The sequence below is a fragment of the Streptomyces sp. NPDC026377 genome (assembly GCF_055567715.1).
Genome location: NZ_JBVHPV010000003.1, coordinates 22,138 through 38,176 on the forward strand (window position 1 = coordinate 22,138; position 16,039 = coordinate 38,176).

General features: G+C 72.2%; 16 protein-coding genes. 10 read left to right on the forward strand and 6 right to left on the reverse strand.

All coding sequences use genetic code 11. The annotated features are described in order from the left end of the window. Nucleotides 1-778 precede the first annotated feature (778 nt). Together ACZ4MU_RS07755 and ACZ4MU_RS07760 are read left to right on the forward strand one after the other, a co-directional pair. Entirely contained in the window at nt 779-1,483 is a 705-nt protein-coding gene (locus ACZ4MU_RS07755) for a L,D-transpeptidase (protein WP_467872355.1), read from the forward strand. A 661-nt stretch (nt 1,484-2,144) separates the two neighbouring features. Further along, nucleotides 2,145-3,563 carry an outer membrane protein assembly factor BamB family protein gene (locus tag ACZ4MU_RS07760; protein ID WP_467872357.1) on the forward strand — a complete coding sequence of 473 codons (1,419 nt, stop codon included), beginning with the start codon at nt 2,145-2,147 and terminating at the stop codon, nt 3,561-3,563. A 53-nt stretch (nt 3,564-3,616) separates the two neighbouring features. Here ACZ4MU_RS07760 and ACZ4MU_RS07765 read toward each other — a convergent pair whose 3' ends face one another. Next, nucleotides 3,617-4,003, reverse strand: a complete 387-nt coding sequence (locus ACZ4MU_RS07765) for a MerR family transcriptional regulator (RefSeq protein WP_467873559.1) — start codon at nt 4,001-4,003, stop codon at nt 3,617-3,619. A gap of 132 nt (nt 4,004-4,135) precedes the next feature. Here ACZ4MU_RS07765 and ACZ4MU_RS07770 point away from each other — a divergent pair, with 132 nt between their 5' ends. After that, complete coding sequence (locus tag ACZ4MU_RS07770; RefSeq protein ID WP_467872360.1) at nt 4,136-4,801, forward strand: class II aldolase/adducin family protein; 666 nt, start codon at nt 4,136-4,138, stop codon at nt 4,799-4,801. Next, nucleotides 4,798-5,211, forward strand: coding sequence for a carboxymuconolactone decarboxylase family protein (locus ACZ4MU_RS07775; RefSeq protein ID WP_467872362.1), 414 nt, complete (start codon nt 4,798-4,800; stop codon nt 5,209-5,211). Before ACZ4MU_RS07770 ends, ACZ4MU_RS07775 begins: the two co-directional genes overlap by 4 nt. Nucleotides 5,212-5,274: 63 nt before the next feature. Here ACZ4MU_RS07775 and ACZ4MU_RS07780 read toward each other — a convergent pair whose 3' ends face one another. The 3 genes from ACZ4MU_RS07780 to ACZ4MU_RS07790 all read right to left on the reverse strand — a co-directional run bounded on the left by ACZ4MU_RS07780 (nt 5,275) and on the right by ACZ4MU_RS07790 (nt 7,626). Next, nucleotides 5,275-5,832 (reverse strand): SMI1/KNR4 family protein, encoded by a 558-nt coding sequence (locus ACZ4MU_RS07780; protein ID WP_467872365.1) that lies wholly within the window; start codon nt 5,830-5,832, stop codon nt 5,275-5,277. Nucleotides 5,833-5,967: 135 nt separating this feature from the next. Next, complete coding sequence (locus ACZ4MU_RS07785; RefSeq protein ID WP_467872367.1) at nt 5,968-6,516, reverse strand: DUF1062 domain-containing protein; 549 nt, start codon at nt 6,514-6,516, stop codon at nt 5,968-5,970. Nucleotides 6,517-6,747: 231 nt separating this feature from the next. Next, nucleotides 6,748-7,626, reverse strand: coding sequence for a sigma-70 family RNA polymerase sigma factor (locus tag ACZ4MU_RS07790; protein WP_467872370.1), 879 nt, complete (start codon nt 7,624-7,626; stop codon nt 6,748-6,750). An 83-nt stretch (nt 7,627-7,709) separates the two neighbouring features. Here ACZ4MU_RS07790 and ACZ4MU_RS07795 point away from each other — a divergent pair, with 83 nt between their 5' ends. Continuing rightward, nucleotides 7,710-8,159: a carboxymuconolactone decarboxylase family protein gene (locus tag ACZ4MU_RS07795; protein WP_467872372.1), complete on the forward strand. Its 450-nt coding sequence runs from the start codon at nt 7,710-7,712 to the stop codon at nt 8,157-8,159. A gap of 137 nt (nt 8,160-8,296) precedes the next feature. After that, complete coding sequence (locus tag ACZ4MU_RS07800; protein ID WP_467872374.1) at nt 8,297-9,274, forward strand: epimerase; 978 nt, start codon at nt 8,297-8,299, stop codon at nt 9,272-9,274. 13 nt (nt 9,275-9,287) lie between these two features. On the opposite strand, the gene ACZ4MU_RS07805 is transcribed toward ACZ4MU_RS07800, so the two are convergent. Continuing rightward, on the reverse strand, nt 9,288-10,187 hold the full coding sequence (locus ACZ4MU_RS07805) for an NmrA family NAD(P)-binding protein (protein WP_467872377.1): 900 nt from the start codon (nt 10,185-10,187) through the stop codon (nt 9,288-9,290). 207 nt (nt 10,188-10,394) lie between these two features. Here ACZ4MU_RS07805 and ACZ4MU_RS07810 point away from each other — a divergent pair, with 207 nt between their 5' ends. The 4 genes from ACZ4MU_RS07810 (at nt 10,395) to ACZ4MU_RS07825 (ending at nt 15,466) form a co-directional block, all read left to right on the forward strand. Next, complete coding sequence (locus ACZ4MU_RS07810; protein ID WP_467872379.1) at nt 10,395-10,898, forward strand: cupin domain-containing protein; 504 nt, start codon at nt 10,395-10,397, stop codon at nt 10,896-10,898. Nucleotides 10,899-11,065: 167 nt separating this feature from the next. After that, nucleotides 11,066-11,518, forward strand: a complete 453-nt coding sequence (locus tag ACZ4MU_RS07815) for an iron chaperone (protein ID WP_467872382.1) — start codon at nt 11,066-11,068, stop codon at nt 11,516-11,518. 634 nt (nt 11,519-12,152) lie between these two features. Beyond that, nucleotides 12,153-12,353, forward strand: a complete 201-nt coding sequence (locus ACZ4MU_RS07820; protein ID WP_190087684.1) for a DUF6229 family protein — start codon at nt 12,153-12,155, stop codon at nt 12,351-12,353. Nucleotides 12,354-12,649: 296 nt separating this feature from the next. Then, nucleotides 12,650-15,466 carry a type 2 lanthipeptide synthetase LanM family protein gene (locus ACZ4MU_RS07825; protein ID WP_467872384.1) on the forward strand — a complete coding sequence of 939 codons (2,817 nt, stop codon included), beginning with the start codon at nt 12,650-12,652 and terminating at the stop codon, nt 15,464-15,466. A 26-nt stretch (nt 15,467-15,492) separates the two neighbouring features. Here ACZ4MU_RS07825 and ACZ4MU_RS07830 read toward each other — a convergent pair whose 3' ends face one another. Further along, on the reverse strand, nt 15,493-15,855 hold the full coding sequence (locus ACZ4MU_RS07830; RefSeq protein WP_467872386.1) for a chaplin: 363 nt from the start codon (nt 15,853-15,855) through the stop codon (nt 15,493-15,495). Nucleotides 15,856-16,039 lie beyond the last annotated feature (184 nt).

The following is a 16,039-nucleotide window of genomic DNA, read 5'->3' on the forward strand; positions in this document are numbered from 1 at the left end:
CGCCGGCAACTGCTCCGACGCCAACACCCTGGAACGGGTGTCCCCGGCGGACCTCACCGAGAGACGGCGCCCTGCGGGCGGGTGGCGGGAGCCCGGGTGGCGCCGGTGGTCGCCGCCCCGGCGGGGATGTCCTTCCGGCTCGTACCGGCCCCGCCGCCGCAGCCGTCCATGCCGGGGGCGTCCTCCGCGCCCGCACGGGCGGCCGTGGGCCTGCCCGGGCCTGCGCGGACACAGAGCTATCCGCTGCCGCGTGTGTCCGCCCAGCGGTGAGCGTCCTGCCCGGCCGGGGCCGTCGGGGAGGGCCACGGGCCCGGCGGCAGCGGTGAGCGGCGCCCGGTGAAGTCGACCGCCACCGGGTCGCCCCCGCCGGTGAGCACGGCCTCGACCCGGCCGAGGCCGCCCGCCCCGTCGATCCAGTCCCGTACACCGACAGCCGGGCCAGGGCCGGCCGCTGGGCCTCCTCCGGCGTGAGGGGCCGGTCGGCGTCCGGTGTGCCGCAGGCCGTCGTCGCCATGAGTGGTGCCGCCGCGAGCAGCGCGACGCGTCCGCCGTGGCGCGGCGCCCGGCGGACCGTGGGCCCCGTCATCGGGTCAGCGCACCACCGCCCGGAGGCAGGGGGTGTACGTGACACGGCCGGGTGGGCCGTTGAGGCGTGGCGGTCGTGGTGGCGGTGGCACCCGGATGGCCCCTTCGCCTCGGTGAGGCCCGGCCGGTCGTGCTCGAATGGCGGACAGGGCGACGGTGCCCGATGCCGTCGCCGCAGCCAGCAGGAGCCGCCGTGACGACGCTCGTACGCCGCCGCCCGCGTGTGCCGACAGGCGCGGGTGTCCTCGCCGCCCTGGTGCTGGCGGTGACCGCCGCGCCCGCCTCTGCCGCGCCCGCCTCCGCCGCGCCCGCGTGCACCGCGGACACCGGCCCGTACCAGTGGGAGCTGGAGCAGTATCTGCGCCTGCCCGCCGACGGACGGCAGTCCGAGGCCGACTGTGTGGCGATCCGGACCTTCCAGGAGCACAACGGCGTCGCCCCCGCCGACGGCTACGCGAGCCTGGCCACCTACCGCACCACCCTGGTCATCGAGGAGCGCCGCGCCCCGAACAAGAACGGGACCTGCCCCCGGCGGGAGGAGCGGCTGGTCTGTGTGGACCTCGCGCGCCAACTCCTGTGGGTGCAGCGCGCCGGAAAGGTCGTCTACCCGGCGGTCGCGGTCCGCACCGGGCGCTGGGGCCGGCAGACCCGCAACGGGTGGCACGAGATCACCGAGCGCCGCATCGACGACCACTCCGAGCTGTACGACAACGCTCCGATGCCCTACGCCCAGTACTTCTCCGGCGGGCAGGCCTTCCACGGCGTCTACGGCGACCTCTTCGACGGCGGTGGCTCGGCGGGCTGCATCAACCTGCGGCTGCGCGACGCCGAACTCCTGTGGAACACCACCGCCATCGGCGACGCCGTCTACATCTGGGGCCGCAAGCCAGCGACGTGAAGGACCGCCCGGGTGAATCCGCCGTGGTGCGCGGGTGACGCCCCAGCATGATCACTTCTGTCGATCACTCGGAGTCGACGGCACGACCGGGGGTGGACTTCGCCCGCGACGGTAAGACGCGTGTACTTCGCGCCCGTCACCGGCACCGTGTACGAGGGCGCGGGTCCGTTCCACACCTGGGCCCCGCGGTGCGGCCGGGGCGGGCCGGCCTGCACCCCGGCCGCACCTGTTCGCCGCGCGGGACCTGCTGGGTGGAGTGATAGAAAGAGCCGCGAGTCATCAAACCAGTGATGCCGCTAGCGAGTTCGGGGGGAATTTCGCTGTGAGCCACCCATCCAGTGAGCAGCCACCGCAGGAACCTGTTCCGGGCAACCCGTATGCCACACCCGGCGGTTACGGCCGACCGGGCCCCGCGCAACCCGGTGCCTATGACCAACCGGGCCCCTATGGCCAACCGGGCGGCTACGGTCAGCCGGGTCCGGCGCAACCCGGTGGTTACGGACCGGCGGCCGGTCCGCCCTCACCCGCCCCCGGGTACCCGCCCCGGCCCCCGTACCCGGGCGGTTACGGCTCGCCGGGCCCGTCGCCGTACCCTCAAGCGCCGCCACCCGCCCCGCCCGGCGGTGGCCGGGGCCCCTTCTCCGGCAGGCCCCTGGTGATCGTGGCCGTCGCGGTCGCGGTGCTCCTGGTCGTCGGCGGGGGTGTGTACCTGGCCTCCGGTGACGACGGCGGACCCGCCGAGCCCGTGGCCGGTGGCCCCGCCTCGCCCTCCGCCTCCGTCCCGCCCGATCTCGGCGACGGCACCGGCAACGGCGGCGCGAGCGGCAGTGACGGGTACAACGACGGGATCAAACCCGGCGAGGCACGTATCTGGGTGCGGGAGAACAAGACCGCGCTGACCTCGGCGGGAGGCCGGCAGTTCGGCCCGTGGCTGCTCGGGGACATCGTGGCGAGGGCCATGTACAAGGAGGTCACCGGCCACGCGGTGGGTGACGGCGCGCCGAGGTGGAATGTGGAGCTGGAGACGCCCCTGTGCGGCGCGGCCCACCACCTGACCACTGGCGGGAAGGTCGTCATCGCCACCCTGGAGAACAACACCGCGCGCGCCCACTGCAAGTACCTCCAGCAGATCGATCTGGCCACCGGCAAGGTGGGCTGGAAGACCGAGGTGCCGCAGGAGAACGAGTTCGACACCACCAACGAGTTCCGGATCGCGGTCACCGGCAACACCGTCGCCGTCAGCCACAGTGCCTACGCGACCGGTTTCTCCGCCGTCGACGGCAAGAAGCTCTTCGGTACGTGGAAGACCACGGGGTGCAGCCCGTACAGCGTCGGCGGCGGCACCCGGTTGCTCGGTGTGGCCCTGTGCCCGGCCCCCGGCGGCGCCACCAAGGAGCAGCAGCTGGTCGAGGAACTCGATCCGGCCACCGGCAAGTCCAAGTGGAACTACAAGTACGCGCCCGGCTGGACCGTGGGACGCGTCCACTCCGCCGACCCGCTGGTCGTCGCCGCGCACAACAGCGACGCCAAGACGTGGAACCTCACGGCGTTCGCGCCGGACGGAAAGGTGCGCTGGCAGGTCGAGCCGAAGTTCAAGGTCACCGGAGCGTGCGACGGGTTCGGTGACGGCAGCGGCGATCTGCACGCCTGCACCTTCGCCGCGTCCGACGCGGGCACGCTGTACCTCGGCACCTCCGGCTCCGGCGGCGCGGTGGTCGGCGAACCTGAGACCAACGAGGTAGTCGCCGTGGACCTGGGCACCGGCAAGGAGAAGTGGCGTACGAAGGAGCCCCACGGCCGCGCCATGCGGCCGCTGGCGGTCGAGGGCGGCAAGGCCGTCGTGTACGTCCAGGCGGGCCAGGGCCCCGACCAGTCGGCCTCCGTGGCCACCATCGCGCAGACGGGCGGTACGCCCCAGACCCTGCTCCAGACCCCGGCGGCGGCCGCCGCCACCGAGCGCGCCTTCTTCCTGACCCCTCGTACGGCCTGGTCCGGCGGCCGGTTCTTCCTGCTCAACGGCCGCGTCCACAGCCCCACGGCCCAGCAGAAGGACCGCACGCTCCTGTCCTTCGGCAAGTGAGGCGACGGCGGTGGGCCCCGCCGGGAACCCCGGTGGGGCCCACCGCGCGTCGTTCAGGGCGTCGGTGCCGTCGTCTGCCACTGCGCCATCTGCTCGCGGAACCTGGGGCATCTGACGATGTCCTCCTCGCCGCACTTGAGGGCGTGGGTCAGGAGTTGGTGGGCGTGGTCGAGGTCGACCATGCGCTGCTCGATCTCGGTGATCTTGGCGCGGATCATCGTCTCCCGGCGCGACTGCTCGCGCTGGAACTCCTTGATCTCGACCAGGGTCAGCCCGGCCTGCTGGCACTTGCGCAGCACCGTGATCCGCTCCGCGGCCTCCGGGGGATAGCGCCGCTGCCCGCTCACCCGCTCGGGCGCGGGCAGCAGCCCATGGCGCTCCCAGTACCGGATGGCCGAGGCGGGCACTCCGGTGATCTCCGAGAGCCGCCCGATCGTCATGCGCACGTTCCGCTCCTTTCGTGCCCCTTCGTTCTCGGCAGTTGACTTAAACCTTAGTTCAAGTTGAAGAGTGGTCCACACGTGGACAGCGGCGGACGAGCCGCCGCTGCCGGGACACGCGGGAGATACCCCATGAGTGATATGTACGTGGTCAAGGAGCGCGCCGACCAATTGGTGGAGGCCGCGGAGAGCCTCTTCGCGGCCGGGGTGATGGCCCACTCCGGGCACGCCAACCTGAGCGCCCGGCTGGAGGGTGAGCGCATGCTGCTCACTCCCGGATACGTGCGCGGGATACGGCCCGAGGACCTGGCGGCCGTCAGCTTCGACGGGCAGGTCCTGGAGGGCGAACTGCAGTCCGTCAGCGCCGAGATCATCGCCATGCACAGCGTCGTCTACCGGGCCCGGCCCGACGTCGGCGCGATCATCCACACCCACTCGCCCTCCGCCACCGCCTTCGCCGTGGCCCACCGCCCGCTGCCCTGCCGCACCGAGCCGATGCTGCGCTCCGGGCAGGCCGAGGACGTCCCCGTGGTGCCCTGGGGGCCGCGCGGCTCCGACGTGTCGGTGCGGGGGATCGCCGCCGTCCTCGACCGGCGCCCGACGACGGCCGCCGTCCTGCTGGCCAACCACGGCCTCCTCGCGTTCGGCCCGGACTCGGCCGCCACCGCACGCCTCGTCGTGGCGATCGAGGAGAGCGCCGAGGCCGAGATCGCCGCGGCCGCGATCGGCGGAGCCGTGGACTTCCCGCCGGGCGCCCAGGAGGCCGTGCGCGCCGCGATCGCACGGGTCACGTCATGACGGACGACAGCCCCGCCGCCCGTGCGGAGGCCGTACGGGACCGGTACCGCTCCACCCTCGGAACCGTCCCCGGCGGCGTGGAGGAACGCCTGTGCCTGGCCCAGCGGTTCGGCCGGCTGCCGACCGAGGAGGCCGTCGCGGCGCTGCGCCACATCGTGCTGACCGACAACCCGCTGGGCGGCCGCGTGCAGCAGCTCGTCCACTTCGGCCAACTGCTGGCCCTCGGCCGGGACCACCCGGCCAGGATCCATGCCCGGGGCGCACTCCACGCGGGAGCGGACGTCGCCGACCTCATCGGCGTCGCAGAGACCGCCCTCATCACGGCGGGGGTACCGGCGTACGCGCTCGGCACCGAGATCGTCGCGGAACTCGTTCGGGAGCGGGACGGGGGTGGGGCCACGGAACAGTAGGGCGCCGGGCGTGGCGGGAGAGGCCCGGGCCCCGGCCCGTCCGGCTTCGCCGCGACGCCCCGGCTACCGCTCCCGCACGTGCTGCCCGTCTACCACCGCGAACTCCTCCAACCGCGCGGCGACATCCGTCAGGTATCCGGCGAAGTCGCTCGCGATGGGCCCGCTCGGTCCCACTTCGTGATCCATGTCGATCACCTGGCCGATCTTCCCCTCGGGCCCCGGCGACAGGTCCAGGACGGAGCCGTTGCCCGCGCCGTCGGCGTCGAGGGAGACCCAACCGGTGTTCCACCACCCGGGCTTGAGGGCGTTGCCGCCCGAGTGGAAATCCTTGAGGTCGTCGAAGGTGCCGTCGGCCAGGAGATCCCGCCAGACGCGTGTCTCACCGACGATGCCGTCGCAGGACAGCAGCCGGCCCTTGGGCCAGCCTCCGTCGGTGGACCCGTCGTGCCTGCGCAGCGACGCCTTCACCTCGGCGGGGAGCTCGACGCCGAGCGTTGCCTCGACCGAGGCGATCCGCTCGTCGGTGGCCGGGGGTTGGAGCGCATGCGCGGCGCCCTGGGCGTCGTACCAGCGCTCGATGTCTTCCCAGACCGCCGCGACAGCGGTGTCCTTCTCGCTCACCGTGTGCTCCTCTCTCCGTGCGCTCTTCGATCGCCAGGAGTATGGCAGCGGCGTGGGCCGCTGATGCACCGATGCTCGCACGGCAGGCCTGTCCGGCGGAGTCCGCCGGACAGGCCCTGGGCAACCCCGGGGGGCTCAGCGCTTGAGCGTGAAGGTGAAGTCGCCGGAGAGCTTGCCGCTCAGCCGGACCGCCGATACGAGGTTCCCCTCCGCCAGCAGTCTCCCGACCTTCGCTCGCGAAAGGCCGCAGCCGTCCGCGATCAGCCGTACCGGCCGGACGGGAATCGGCGCCGCGAAACGGACCGAGACGTCGAGCACCTCTTGGCCGAGGTGGTCCGTTCCCCCGGTGTCGAGGTGCCAGGCGCCGTCCCAGTCGAGGGCGAGGTGATTGCGGCGCCGCACGAGCGGATCCTGGAGCAGCTCGGCCGCCAGGCCGGGATCGTTGGCGTGCATGCGGTCCAGCAACTCGGGACGTACGGAACGTACGTTGGTCCGCTCCAGGATCGTGATTTTGGTGGTGGCCCCGCAGGAGGTGCAGAGCGCGAGGAGCCAGACGTCGATCAGCTTGTGATGGGCGTTGACGCGGAATTTGCCGTTCGCCCGGAAGCGGTCGGACGCGCACGTGTGGCAGCGGCGCAGAACGACGGGCAGGCAGGTGGGCATGACCACCCAGGTGGTGAGCACAGAAGTACACCGGTTTCAGTGAGAAGTCCGCAGCAGGAAGCAGCGCGGCGCGGAAGCGCGACGCGCGACGAATCAGCAGTCGGGGGGACTCACTTGGTGTACAAGGGCACATCCTTGCCTGGGCGATATGGCGCGGCAGCAGGCTACGGGCGCACGGGAGCGCTGTTCCACCCATTTTTCGTACGCCCGCTCGGGCAGGCCGGTCCGGCCTGCCCGTTCCCGCGTTCCGTCTCACACCGGCGTCGGGAGGTCCATCCGCGCGAGTTTGGCCGGGTCGACCAAGCCGGTGATCTCGGTGATCCGGCCGTCGGCGACGGTGAACGCGAGCACCGTGAGCGGGGTGCCGTCCTCGCGCCAGGAGAGGACTCCGGGGAGGCCGTTGACGAGCACGGCCCGTCCGCGTACCGCCGCGGCCGCGGACAGTTTCGCGCCCGCGGCGACCTCGGTGGCACCGAGGGTGATGACCACACCGGCGGGGGTGTCGACGGCGAGTCGCACATTCGGGTCGAGCACCCGAAGCAACCCCTCGAAGTCCCCGTCGCGGGAGGCCGCGAGGAACGCCTGGACCACCGCGCGCTGCTCCGGTCCCGCCTCCGGCGGCCGGTCGGTCGCCCGCACCTTCCTCCGCGCGCGGCTGGTGAGCATCTTGGTCGCGTCGGTGGACTTGCCCAGGATCTGGCCGATCTCCGCGAACGGCACCGCGAAGAGGTCGTGCAGCACGAACGCGAGCCGTTCGCTCGGCCGGAGCGACTCCAGGACGACGAGGAGGGCGAGCCCCACCGAGTCGGCGAGCACCGCGTCGTCCTCGGGGACGGGCCCGTCGTCGGCCGTCACCACGAACTCGGGCAGCCGGTCGCCGTACGACGCCTCGGGGCGGGTCCGGCGCGCCCGCAGCGCGTCGAGGCTGATCCGGCTCACCACGGTGGTCAGCCAGCCGTCGAGGTTGTGGAGACCCGCCGCGTCCTGACGGGACAGGCGCAGCCATGCCTCCTGTACGGCGTCCTCGGCGTCGGCGTGCGAACCGAGCATGCGGTACGCGACCGCGCGCAGCCGCGCGCGCCGGGCCTCGAAGGCCTCGGCCACCGGGTCCCCCGGGGTGCTGTCGGACATCTTGTTACCTTCCTCGAAACCGCTCCGTCATGGGTGTTGACGAGCCCGGAAGGGCGCACGTAACCGATGAGGGAGCACGGCTGATGGAAGCACGTATGAAGGGTCCGGCGAACCCCGATCTGATCACCGCGATCCAGCACCTGCACAAGGCGATTCACGCCGCGGGCGTCGACCGGCGCCTGCTGGAGCTGGTCCACCTGCGCGCCAGCCAGATCAACGGCTGCGGCCCGTGTGTCTGGGCCGGCGTGGAGGGCGCGAGGAAGGCCGGGGAGACGGACGAGCGGCTGCACAGCGTGGTCGCCTGGCGCGAGACGCCCTTCTTCACGGACGAGGAGCGCGCGGCCCTCGCGCTGACCGAGGCGGCCACCCGTATCCAGGACGGCGCGCCGGGCGTGACCGACGAGATCTGGGACGCCGTCGCCGACCACTTCACGGAGCAGCAACTGGCCGCGCTCATCCTGGAGATCGCGACCACCAACTTCTTCAACCGGATCAACCGGACGACTCGAGAGCAGGCCGGCAAGGCCTGGTGAGGAGGGGGAGTGGGACGCCCTGTGCCCGGTAGTGCCCGGTAGTGCCCGGGGGGCGTCCCGAGCCCGCACCCGCCCTTCCCATTTGAACGCGTTCAACTTCTCCTCTAGGCTCACCGCAGCAGAGGGAGGGGAAGTCGATGAAGGTGGTCATTCCAGGTGGGACCGGTCAGATCGGTGCTGTGATGGACCGTGCGCTGACCGCGGCCGGTCATGAGGTCGTGATCCTCACCCGGCGGCCCGTGGGGGAGCGCGAAGTCCACTGGGACGGTGAGAACCTCGGGCCGTGGGCTCGTGAGATCGACGGCAGCGACCTCGTGATCAACCTGGCGGGCCGCAGTGTGAGCTGCCGCTACACCCCGGCCAACCTGCGGGCCATGATGGATTCGCGGGTCCGCTCGACACAGGTCGTGGGCCGGGCGATCGGGGCCGCCGCCCGGCCGCCCCGCCTCTGGCTGCAGATGAGCACCGCCACCATCTACGCCCACCGCTACGACGTGCCCCACGACGAGGCCACCGGGGTGATCGGCGGAACCGAGGCCGGAGTCCCGGCGTACTGGGGCTACAGCGTCGACATCGCCAAGGCCTGGGAGCGGGCGCAGCGGGAAGCCGACACCCCGGGGACGCGCAAGGTCGCGCTGCGCTCCGCCATGGTGATGAGCCCCGACCGGGGCGGGGTCTTCGACGTGATGTCGTGGATGGCCCGGCTCGGGCTCGGCGGACCCGTCGCGGGTGGCGCCCAGTACGTGTCGTGGATCCATGAGGACGACTTCGTCCGCGCGGTCCGGTTCCTGGCCGACCGCGAGGACCTCTCCGGCCCGGTCAACCTGGCCGCCCCCGCCCCGTTTCCGCACCGGGTCTTCATGCGTGCCCTGCGCGCCGCCTGGGGAGCCCCGCTGGGACTGCCCGCGACGAAGGGCATGGCGGAGCTCGGCGCGTACGTCCTGCGCACGGACACCGAGCTCCTGCTGAAGAGCCGCCGCGTCGTCCCCGGTCGCCTCCTGGGCGCGGGTTTCACCTTCGAGCACGGCACATGGCCGGAGGCCGCCCGTGATCTGGCCGTCCGTCGGCGCGCGGGTGTCGGCGGGAGCGCGGGCGGGGTGCGCGCGAGCGCGTGACTCGCGCTCCCCGTCACTTCTCCAGCAGCGGTCGCAGATGGGCGTGGGCCCAGCCGCTGAGCGGGGTGGGAGTGGTGGTGAGCAGGTCGCGGGGCTGCTCGGGCTTCAGGTCGCGGGTTCCGGCGGTCATCCCGACCATGCCCTCGATCGCCGAGGCGGGCAGTCCGGCCGCGCGGAGGGTGTCCCGCGTCGTGTCGTCGCTGACGGGGTTGACGCGCACCGGGCGTCCGAGCGCGTCCGTGAGGATTGCCGCGACCTGGCGGAAGGTGAGGTCCTGCGGTCCGTGGACGGCCTGCACCACCCGGCCCCGCCAGGCGTCGCTCAGCAGCCGGGCCGCCACCACGTCTGCGATGTCCCGCGGATCGACCCAGGGCATCGGATGGTCGGGGTCGAACGCCGTGGTCAGCACCCCTTCGGCGATCCCGTCGAGGTCGAACAGCAAGTTGGTGAAGAAGTACGCGCAACGCAGGTGCAGAACGTCGGCCCCGGTGGCGTCGAGCCGTTCCTCGATCCCGGCCAACGCGTCGATGTGCCCGACGCCGTGCCGCTTCTCCGCCCCGACGCTGCTCAACAGCACCACCCGCCGCACCTCTCCGGTCCGCGCGGCCTCGATCAGAGGCGCCGCGGTACGCAGTGAGGTCTCGACCGGGTCGGCCGTGGTGTGGGGGGTGGGGTCCACCCAGAAGACGGTGTGTACCCCCGCCACCGCCTCGCGGACGAACGCGGCGTCCGTCAGGTCGCCTCGGCGTACGTCCACGCGCGCGCGGGTCTCGTCGTCCAGGCGGTCCGGGTCGCGGACCAGGACGCGGGGGCGGACGCCGGCTTGCAGCAGCAGCCGCACGACGCGCGATCCCACGTGTCCGGTCGGTGTGGTCACCGCGATGGTCATCGGGTGTCCCTTCGTGGACGTCACGGGCAGTGCACTCCAGGGTCCCGCGTACCCAGTCGCCCCGGCACGCAAGCCACCGCCCGCCCCCGCTCTCCGGCACGCCTGGTGCCACCAAGCATGATTGACCTCGAATCACGGTCAAAAATTGCACTCCGCAGCGGGTCTTCCGGCTACGTAAAGTGGTGATCACAGCGACACCGCACCGCCGCCGAACCGAACGGGGAAACCACCATGACCAGCACGGACGCCGCCTCCGCCGCTCTCCTCACCCGCGCCGCCGACGCCGAGACCCGCGCCGACCCGAGCAGCGTGATGACCCTCCTCGCCGAGACGGGCGCGCCGGGCGGCGGCTTCACCTCCTACCGCTCCACCTTCGCCGAGGGAGCCGTCGGTGCTCCCGCGCACTTCCACACGAAGGCGACGGAACTCTTCTTCGTGATCAGCGGGTCCCTCCAGGTGCTGGTCGGGGAGGAGGTCACCATCCTGAACGCCGGAGACTTCCTCGCCGTGCCCCCGCACACCCCGCACGCCTTCGCCGCGGCCCCGGGGTGCGAGGCCGACGTCCTGTTCACCTTCACGCCCGGCATGGGCCGCTTCGACTATCTGCGGCTGCTGGGCAGCGTGATGCGCGGCGAGACCGACCCGAAGAAGATCGCGGAGTCCTCGGAGCGCTACGACAACCACTATGTCGACAGCCCTGCCTGGCGCGCCGCGCTCGCCGTCGCCGTGTCCTGAACGTCCGGTTCCAGCAATGGCGTTGCCATGGCGACGGCATCGCACAAGCGCGGTCACCGCCCTCCCGCGGACACGGTCGGACGCCGTTGTCAGTGCCCCTGGCTATGGTCTTCTCAAGAGCCGCACATCAGAGCCGCACATCAAGGTCATCAAGGGGAAGACGCATCATGAGCATCACCGACAACCGTGCGTACGAAGGTTTCTCGGCCGAGGAGCGGGCCGCGATGAAGGATCACGCCCAGGAGCTGAAGTCGGCGTCGAGACGCGGCTCGCGTGCGGACAAGGCGGCCCAGGCGGTGCAGGATGTCCTCGCGAAGATCGCCGAGATGCGGGAAGCGGACCGGATCATGGCCGAGCGCGTCCACGCCGTCGTGACGGCCACCGCCCCGGCGCTCGCGCCGAAGCTCTGGTACGGAATGCCGGCGTACGCGCTGGACGGCAAGGTCGTCTGCTTCTTCCAGAGCGCCGAGAAGTTCAAGACCCGTTACGCCACCCTCGGCTTCAGCGACCAGGCGCAGCTCGACGAGGGCACGATGTGGGCCTCGGCCTACGCCCTGACCGAGGTGACGCATGAGGTGGAGGCGCGGATAGCCGCGCTGGTGAAGCAGGCGGTGAGCTGAGCCGCGGGCGTTCGTGCCACCCCGGCCGTCACCCGGGACGACCGGCACATGGGGCGGGGCGCGTGTTCCGCTGGGCGCGGCAGGTGACGCCACCTTGCGCTCGTCGGCCATCGCGCGGGCTTTGTTGGCCGAGGGATCGCTGTTGAGCCGGGGACGGCGGCTGTCACGCTCGTTGCAGCCCCAGTGGCTCCGGCGGCGTGGCTTTCTCCTGGCCCGGCCGCCGGGTGCGGGGTACGCGGAGGTCCCCCGTCTCGGCGTGCCCCGCGGGTGTCTGCCCGCCATCGGGCGGCGGGCAGACACCCCTTTCCCACAAGACCGGTTCCGTCCGCCGGTACGCGCCATGGCCGACGCGACGGGCGCCGGACACCCCGGCGCGGCACCCGCTCGCGCCCAACGTCAAGGCGCAATGCGGCCATCGCACTCGATCAAGGCAAAGCCCGAATAAGGCTCCCCGAACCCCGGCGGCAGACGGCCCCCCACTTCCCGTACCGTCGTCAACGGGCGCCTCAGGGACCGGCATTCCGCGCACCGGACTCCCCGGACTGTGGCCGGATTAGCCATCTGACAGGTGTTCGGATCCGGCAATACTCGGCACTGGGCAGTCCGCCCACTTTCCTACGTCCGGAGGCCACAGATGCCCCAGACCAGTGTTCCCGCAACCGCCGTGCTCAACGCCTGGCTGTCCGGTGCCGAGAGCGCGTACGGCCAGTCCAACCCCGCCGGTCCGCTCTACGTCGGCGGCGCCGCCGCCGAGGCCGCGCTGACCGACCCCAGCGACTCCCTGTACGGGTTCTGCTCCAGCCCGAGCGGGTCGCGCGGAAGCTGGTGTTGCTGATCACCGAGGAGCGTTCCCGCAGAGATCCTTTTGCGGGACATGCTCCCTGAGCGTCCTGGCAACCGCCCCCGGTGGGCGCGTCGCCGCCGAGTGACGCTCGCGGACAGGAGCGTACGGAAATACCGCAGGAGCGCAGGGACATACCGAACGACGGGTGGGGGCCGCTCACCATGCCGCGGCGCACTGACGGACCGGGGTTGGCCGGGCGGTTCCCCGCCCCACGTGGAGCACCAGGTCGACAACCAAGTCGAGCGCCTCGACGGCGTGACGTGTGACGTACGGGGAAGGGGCGGGCCTTGGACCGATCGGCGCCGGAGAAGAGAGACGAGGCGGAGTGGTTCGTCCGTCCGGTACGCACCATCGCCCGGCCCTGGCGCCAGGAGCTGGCCCGGCGGCTGGCGGCCGTGGACGCCCTGGCGGACGCGGAGCGCGAGGTGGCGCTGGAGGCGGGCCACACTGCCCTGATCGGCTCCCTGCACGCGAAGCTGTCCCGGCTCTTCCTGATCGAACTGCACGCCCGGCGCATGGCGGAAGGCGGCGGGCAGGCCGAGGACTCCACCGCGACCTGGGCCGCTTTCCTCGAAGAAGCCGAGGAAGAAGGCTATCTCGATCGGCTGGCCGACCGCTATCCCACGCTCGGACGGCGGATCGCGACGGTGGCGCGGCTGTCGGTGGCGGCCACGGCCCGGTTCGCCGAGCGGCTGGCGGCCGACCGTGCGCTGCTGGGGCCGTTGCTGGGCGCGCCCGCCGGGGAGATACGGGCTGTCGTCTTCGGAGAGGGCGACACCCACCGGGGCGGTCTGACGGTCAGCAGGGTCGACTTCGACGGCGGCAGCGTCATGTACAAACCCCGGCCCTCGCAGGTGGACGTGGCGCTGGGCGAGCTCCTGGAGGACGTCTTCGCGGACTTCCCCGACGCGCCGCGGCCGGGGGAACGCATTCGTGTGCCCAGGACGCTGGTGCGTGACGGCTACGGCTGGGCCGAGTTCGTACGCCACCGCTACTGCGCGGACGACGGCCAACTCGCCGCGTTCTACCGCAACGTCGGTCACTGGCTCGCCGTGCTGCGCTTCACCGGCGGCACGGACATGCACGCCGAGAACATGATCGCGGCGGGTCCGGTACCGGTGATCGTGGACGCGGAGACACTCTTCGACGCTCCCGCGCCCTTCCCCGCGAGCGGCCGGGGCGACGCGGTGGACGTGGCGGCGGCGGCCATCCGCCGTACCGTGCTGCGCACCGGGCTTCTGCCCGTACGCGGCACCGGCTTCGCGCTGGGCGGAGTGGACATCTCCGGGATCGGTGCCCTCCCCGGCCAGCAGCCGCTGATCCCCCACCCCGTGATCGCGGACGGCGGCACCGCCGAGGCCCGCTTCGAGGTGGACCTGGTCGCCATGCCCACCGCGGGCAACCACCCCAGCCCCACCCCGGTGCTGAGCGCGTACTGGGACCGGGTCCTGGCCGGCTTCCGCGAGATGACCGCCCATCTGCGCCGCCCGGGCACCGACCCGCACCGGATGCTGCGCCGCTTCCGGGGCGCTCAGGTGCGGCGGATCCTGCGGCCGACCCAGGCGTACGTCGACATCGGCCGGATGCTGTGGCACCCCGCGTCGCTGCACGACGAGGCGGCGGCCGTCGAGCGCGCCCGCGACATCCTGCGGCGCAACGCGGAGGTGCTGCCCGGTGCCCCCACCGACCGTGCGGCCATCGACGGCGAGACAGCGGACCTGATGGCCGGAGACGTCCCGATGTCCACCTTCGTGGTGGACGCGGCTGTCGTAGGGGCCACGGCCGAGGACTGGCTCACAGCCGACCTGCCCCTGGAGGAGGCGGTGATCCAGGACGCGCTCGTGGGGGCGTACCTCAACGAGCGCTCGCTGCCCCAGCGGGTCCAGGCGGCTGCCCGCGACCCGCACGCCAGGGACCGGGAGCGGCGGCGCCGCGACCTGGCCACCCGGATGGTGCGGCGGCTCTGCGACGGCGCGGTGCGCGGCGAGGACGGCACGGTCACCTGGATCAGCCCGGTCTTCACCCCGGCCGGATGGTCCATCAGGGTGCTGCCCGCCGATCTGTACACCGGGCAGGGGGGTGTGGCGCTGACGCTCGCCGAGTACGTGACGGAGGCGAGGGCCGGGCGGGCGGACGAAGTGCCGGGCGTGTCCGAGGTGTTCGAGGGTGCGCTGCGGGTGCTCATCAGCACCGAGGACCGTACGCCGACGCCCTCGGCCGGCGCGTTCAGCGGGGCGGCGTCGCAGGTGTGGACGTGGCTGGCGCTGCACCGGGTGCTCGGTGAGCCCTGGTTGGTGGAGCGGGCGGAACAGCGCGCGATACTGCTGGCGCGGGGGCCGCTGGTCGAGGGCGACGTGGAGGTGGATCTCCTCAACGGGGCGGCCGGGGGAGTGGTCCCGCTGATCGACCTGGCGGAGGCGACGGGGCAGGATCGCTGGCTGGACGCCGCCGCGCGCATCGGCCGTCGGCTCTCCGGGCTCGCCGAGGTCGACGGCGCCGGGGCACGCTGGACGACCCGGCTCAACCCCGAGGGCATCGGCGGCTTCGCGCACGGTGCCACCGGCATCGGCTGGGCGCTGGCCAGGCTGGCCCTGAGCCGGGCGGGTACCGCCGCCGACCGCGGTGACTGGGCTCGCCTCGCCGAACGGGCCTTCGCCTTCCAGGAGTCCCTCTACCGGCCCGAGCAGGGCAACTGGCAGGATGTGCGCGTCGGCGCCGAGGAGGACTTCTTCACCAGCTGGTGCCACGGGAGCGCGGGGATCGGCATCGGCATGCTCGACCTCCACCGGCGTACGGGCGACCCCGCCCACCTGGACATGGCAAGGCGCGCCGCACACGCCTGCGCCGCCGAGGGCTTCGGCTGGAGTCACACGCTGTGCCACGGCGACCTGGGGCTCTGGGAGTTCCTGACGTCCGTGGGCGTCGGTGACGCCGCCGACCTCGACGGCGAGATCCTCAGCGGCCTCGAACAGCGCGGGCCGGTGGGGGGTTTGGCCCGCGAGGCGTTCTCGCCGAGCCTGATGTCGGGGCTGTCCGGGGTGCTCCACACGCTTCTGCGGATGCACCCCGAGGCCGTTCTGCCCAATCCCCTCCTTCTGGACTGAGGGGCCGCGATGGCAGGTCCGGAGGTTCAGCCGATCCCGACGCTGTTGCCGCAGACGTTGATGGGAGCGTCGACCACGACCTGGATCAGGTTGCCGGAAAGAACGCCGGGGGAGTGGGCGACGTACCCCTCGGCGTAGGCACCTCCGTGGTTGGTGCATTCCGTCCCACGGGAGTCACCGCGGTGGTCGTCGTAGCGGTCACGGTCACCGTGGTCACGGTCGCCGTGGTGACGGCCACCGTGGTCCCGGTCGTCGTGGTCACGGCCGTAGGAGCCGTGGCCGCCGTGACCGTGGTTCGGGCCGTTGTCCGCCAGGGCGGGGGCGGCGGAGCCGAGGGTCAGGGCAGTGCCGGCAACAGCGGCGAGCAGGTACTTCTTGGTGTTGGTCATATGGACATGAAAACCGGTGTGATTCGATCCCGCGCGCCGGGATCGGAGGGTTCACCCGCTTGCCGGAAGCGGCCGGTGTCCGAGGCGGGGGAGGGAGTGCGGCGACGCCGGAAACGAGGAAGTCGGGGAACCGACGAGGGCTGGAAACGACGAGGGTTGGAAACGTCGAAGGCAAGGAGCTCGT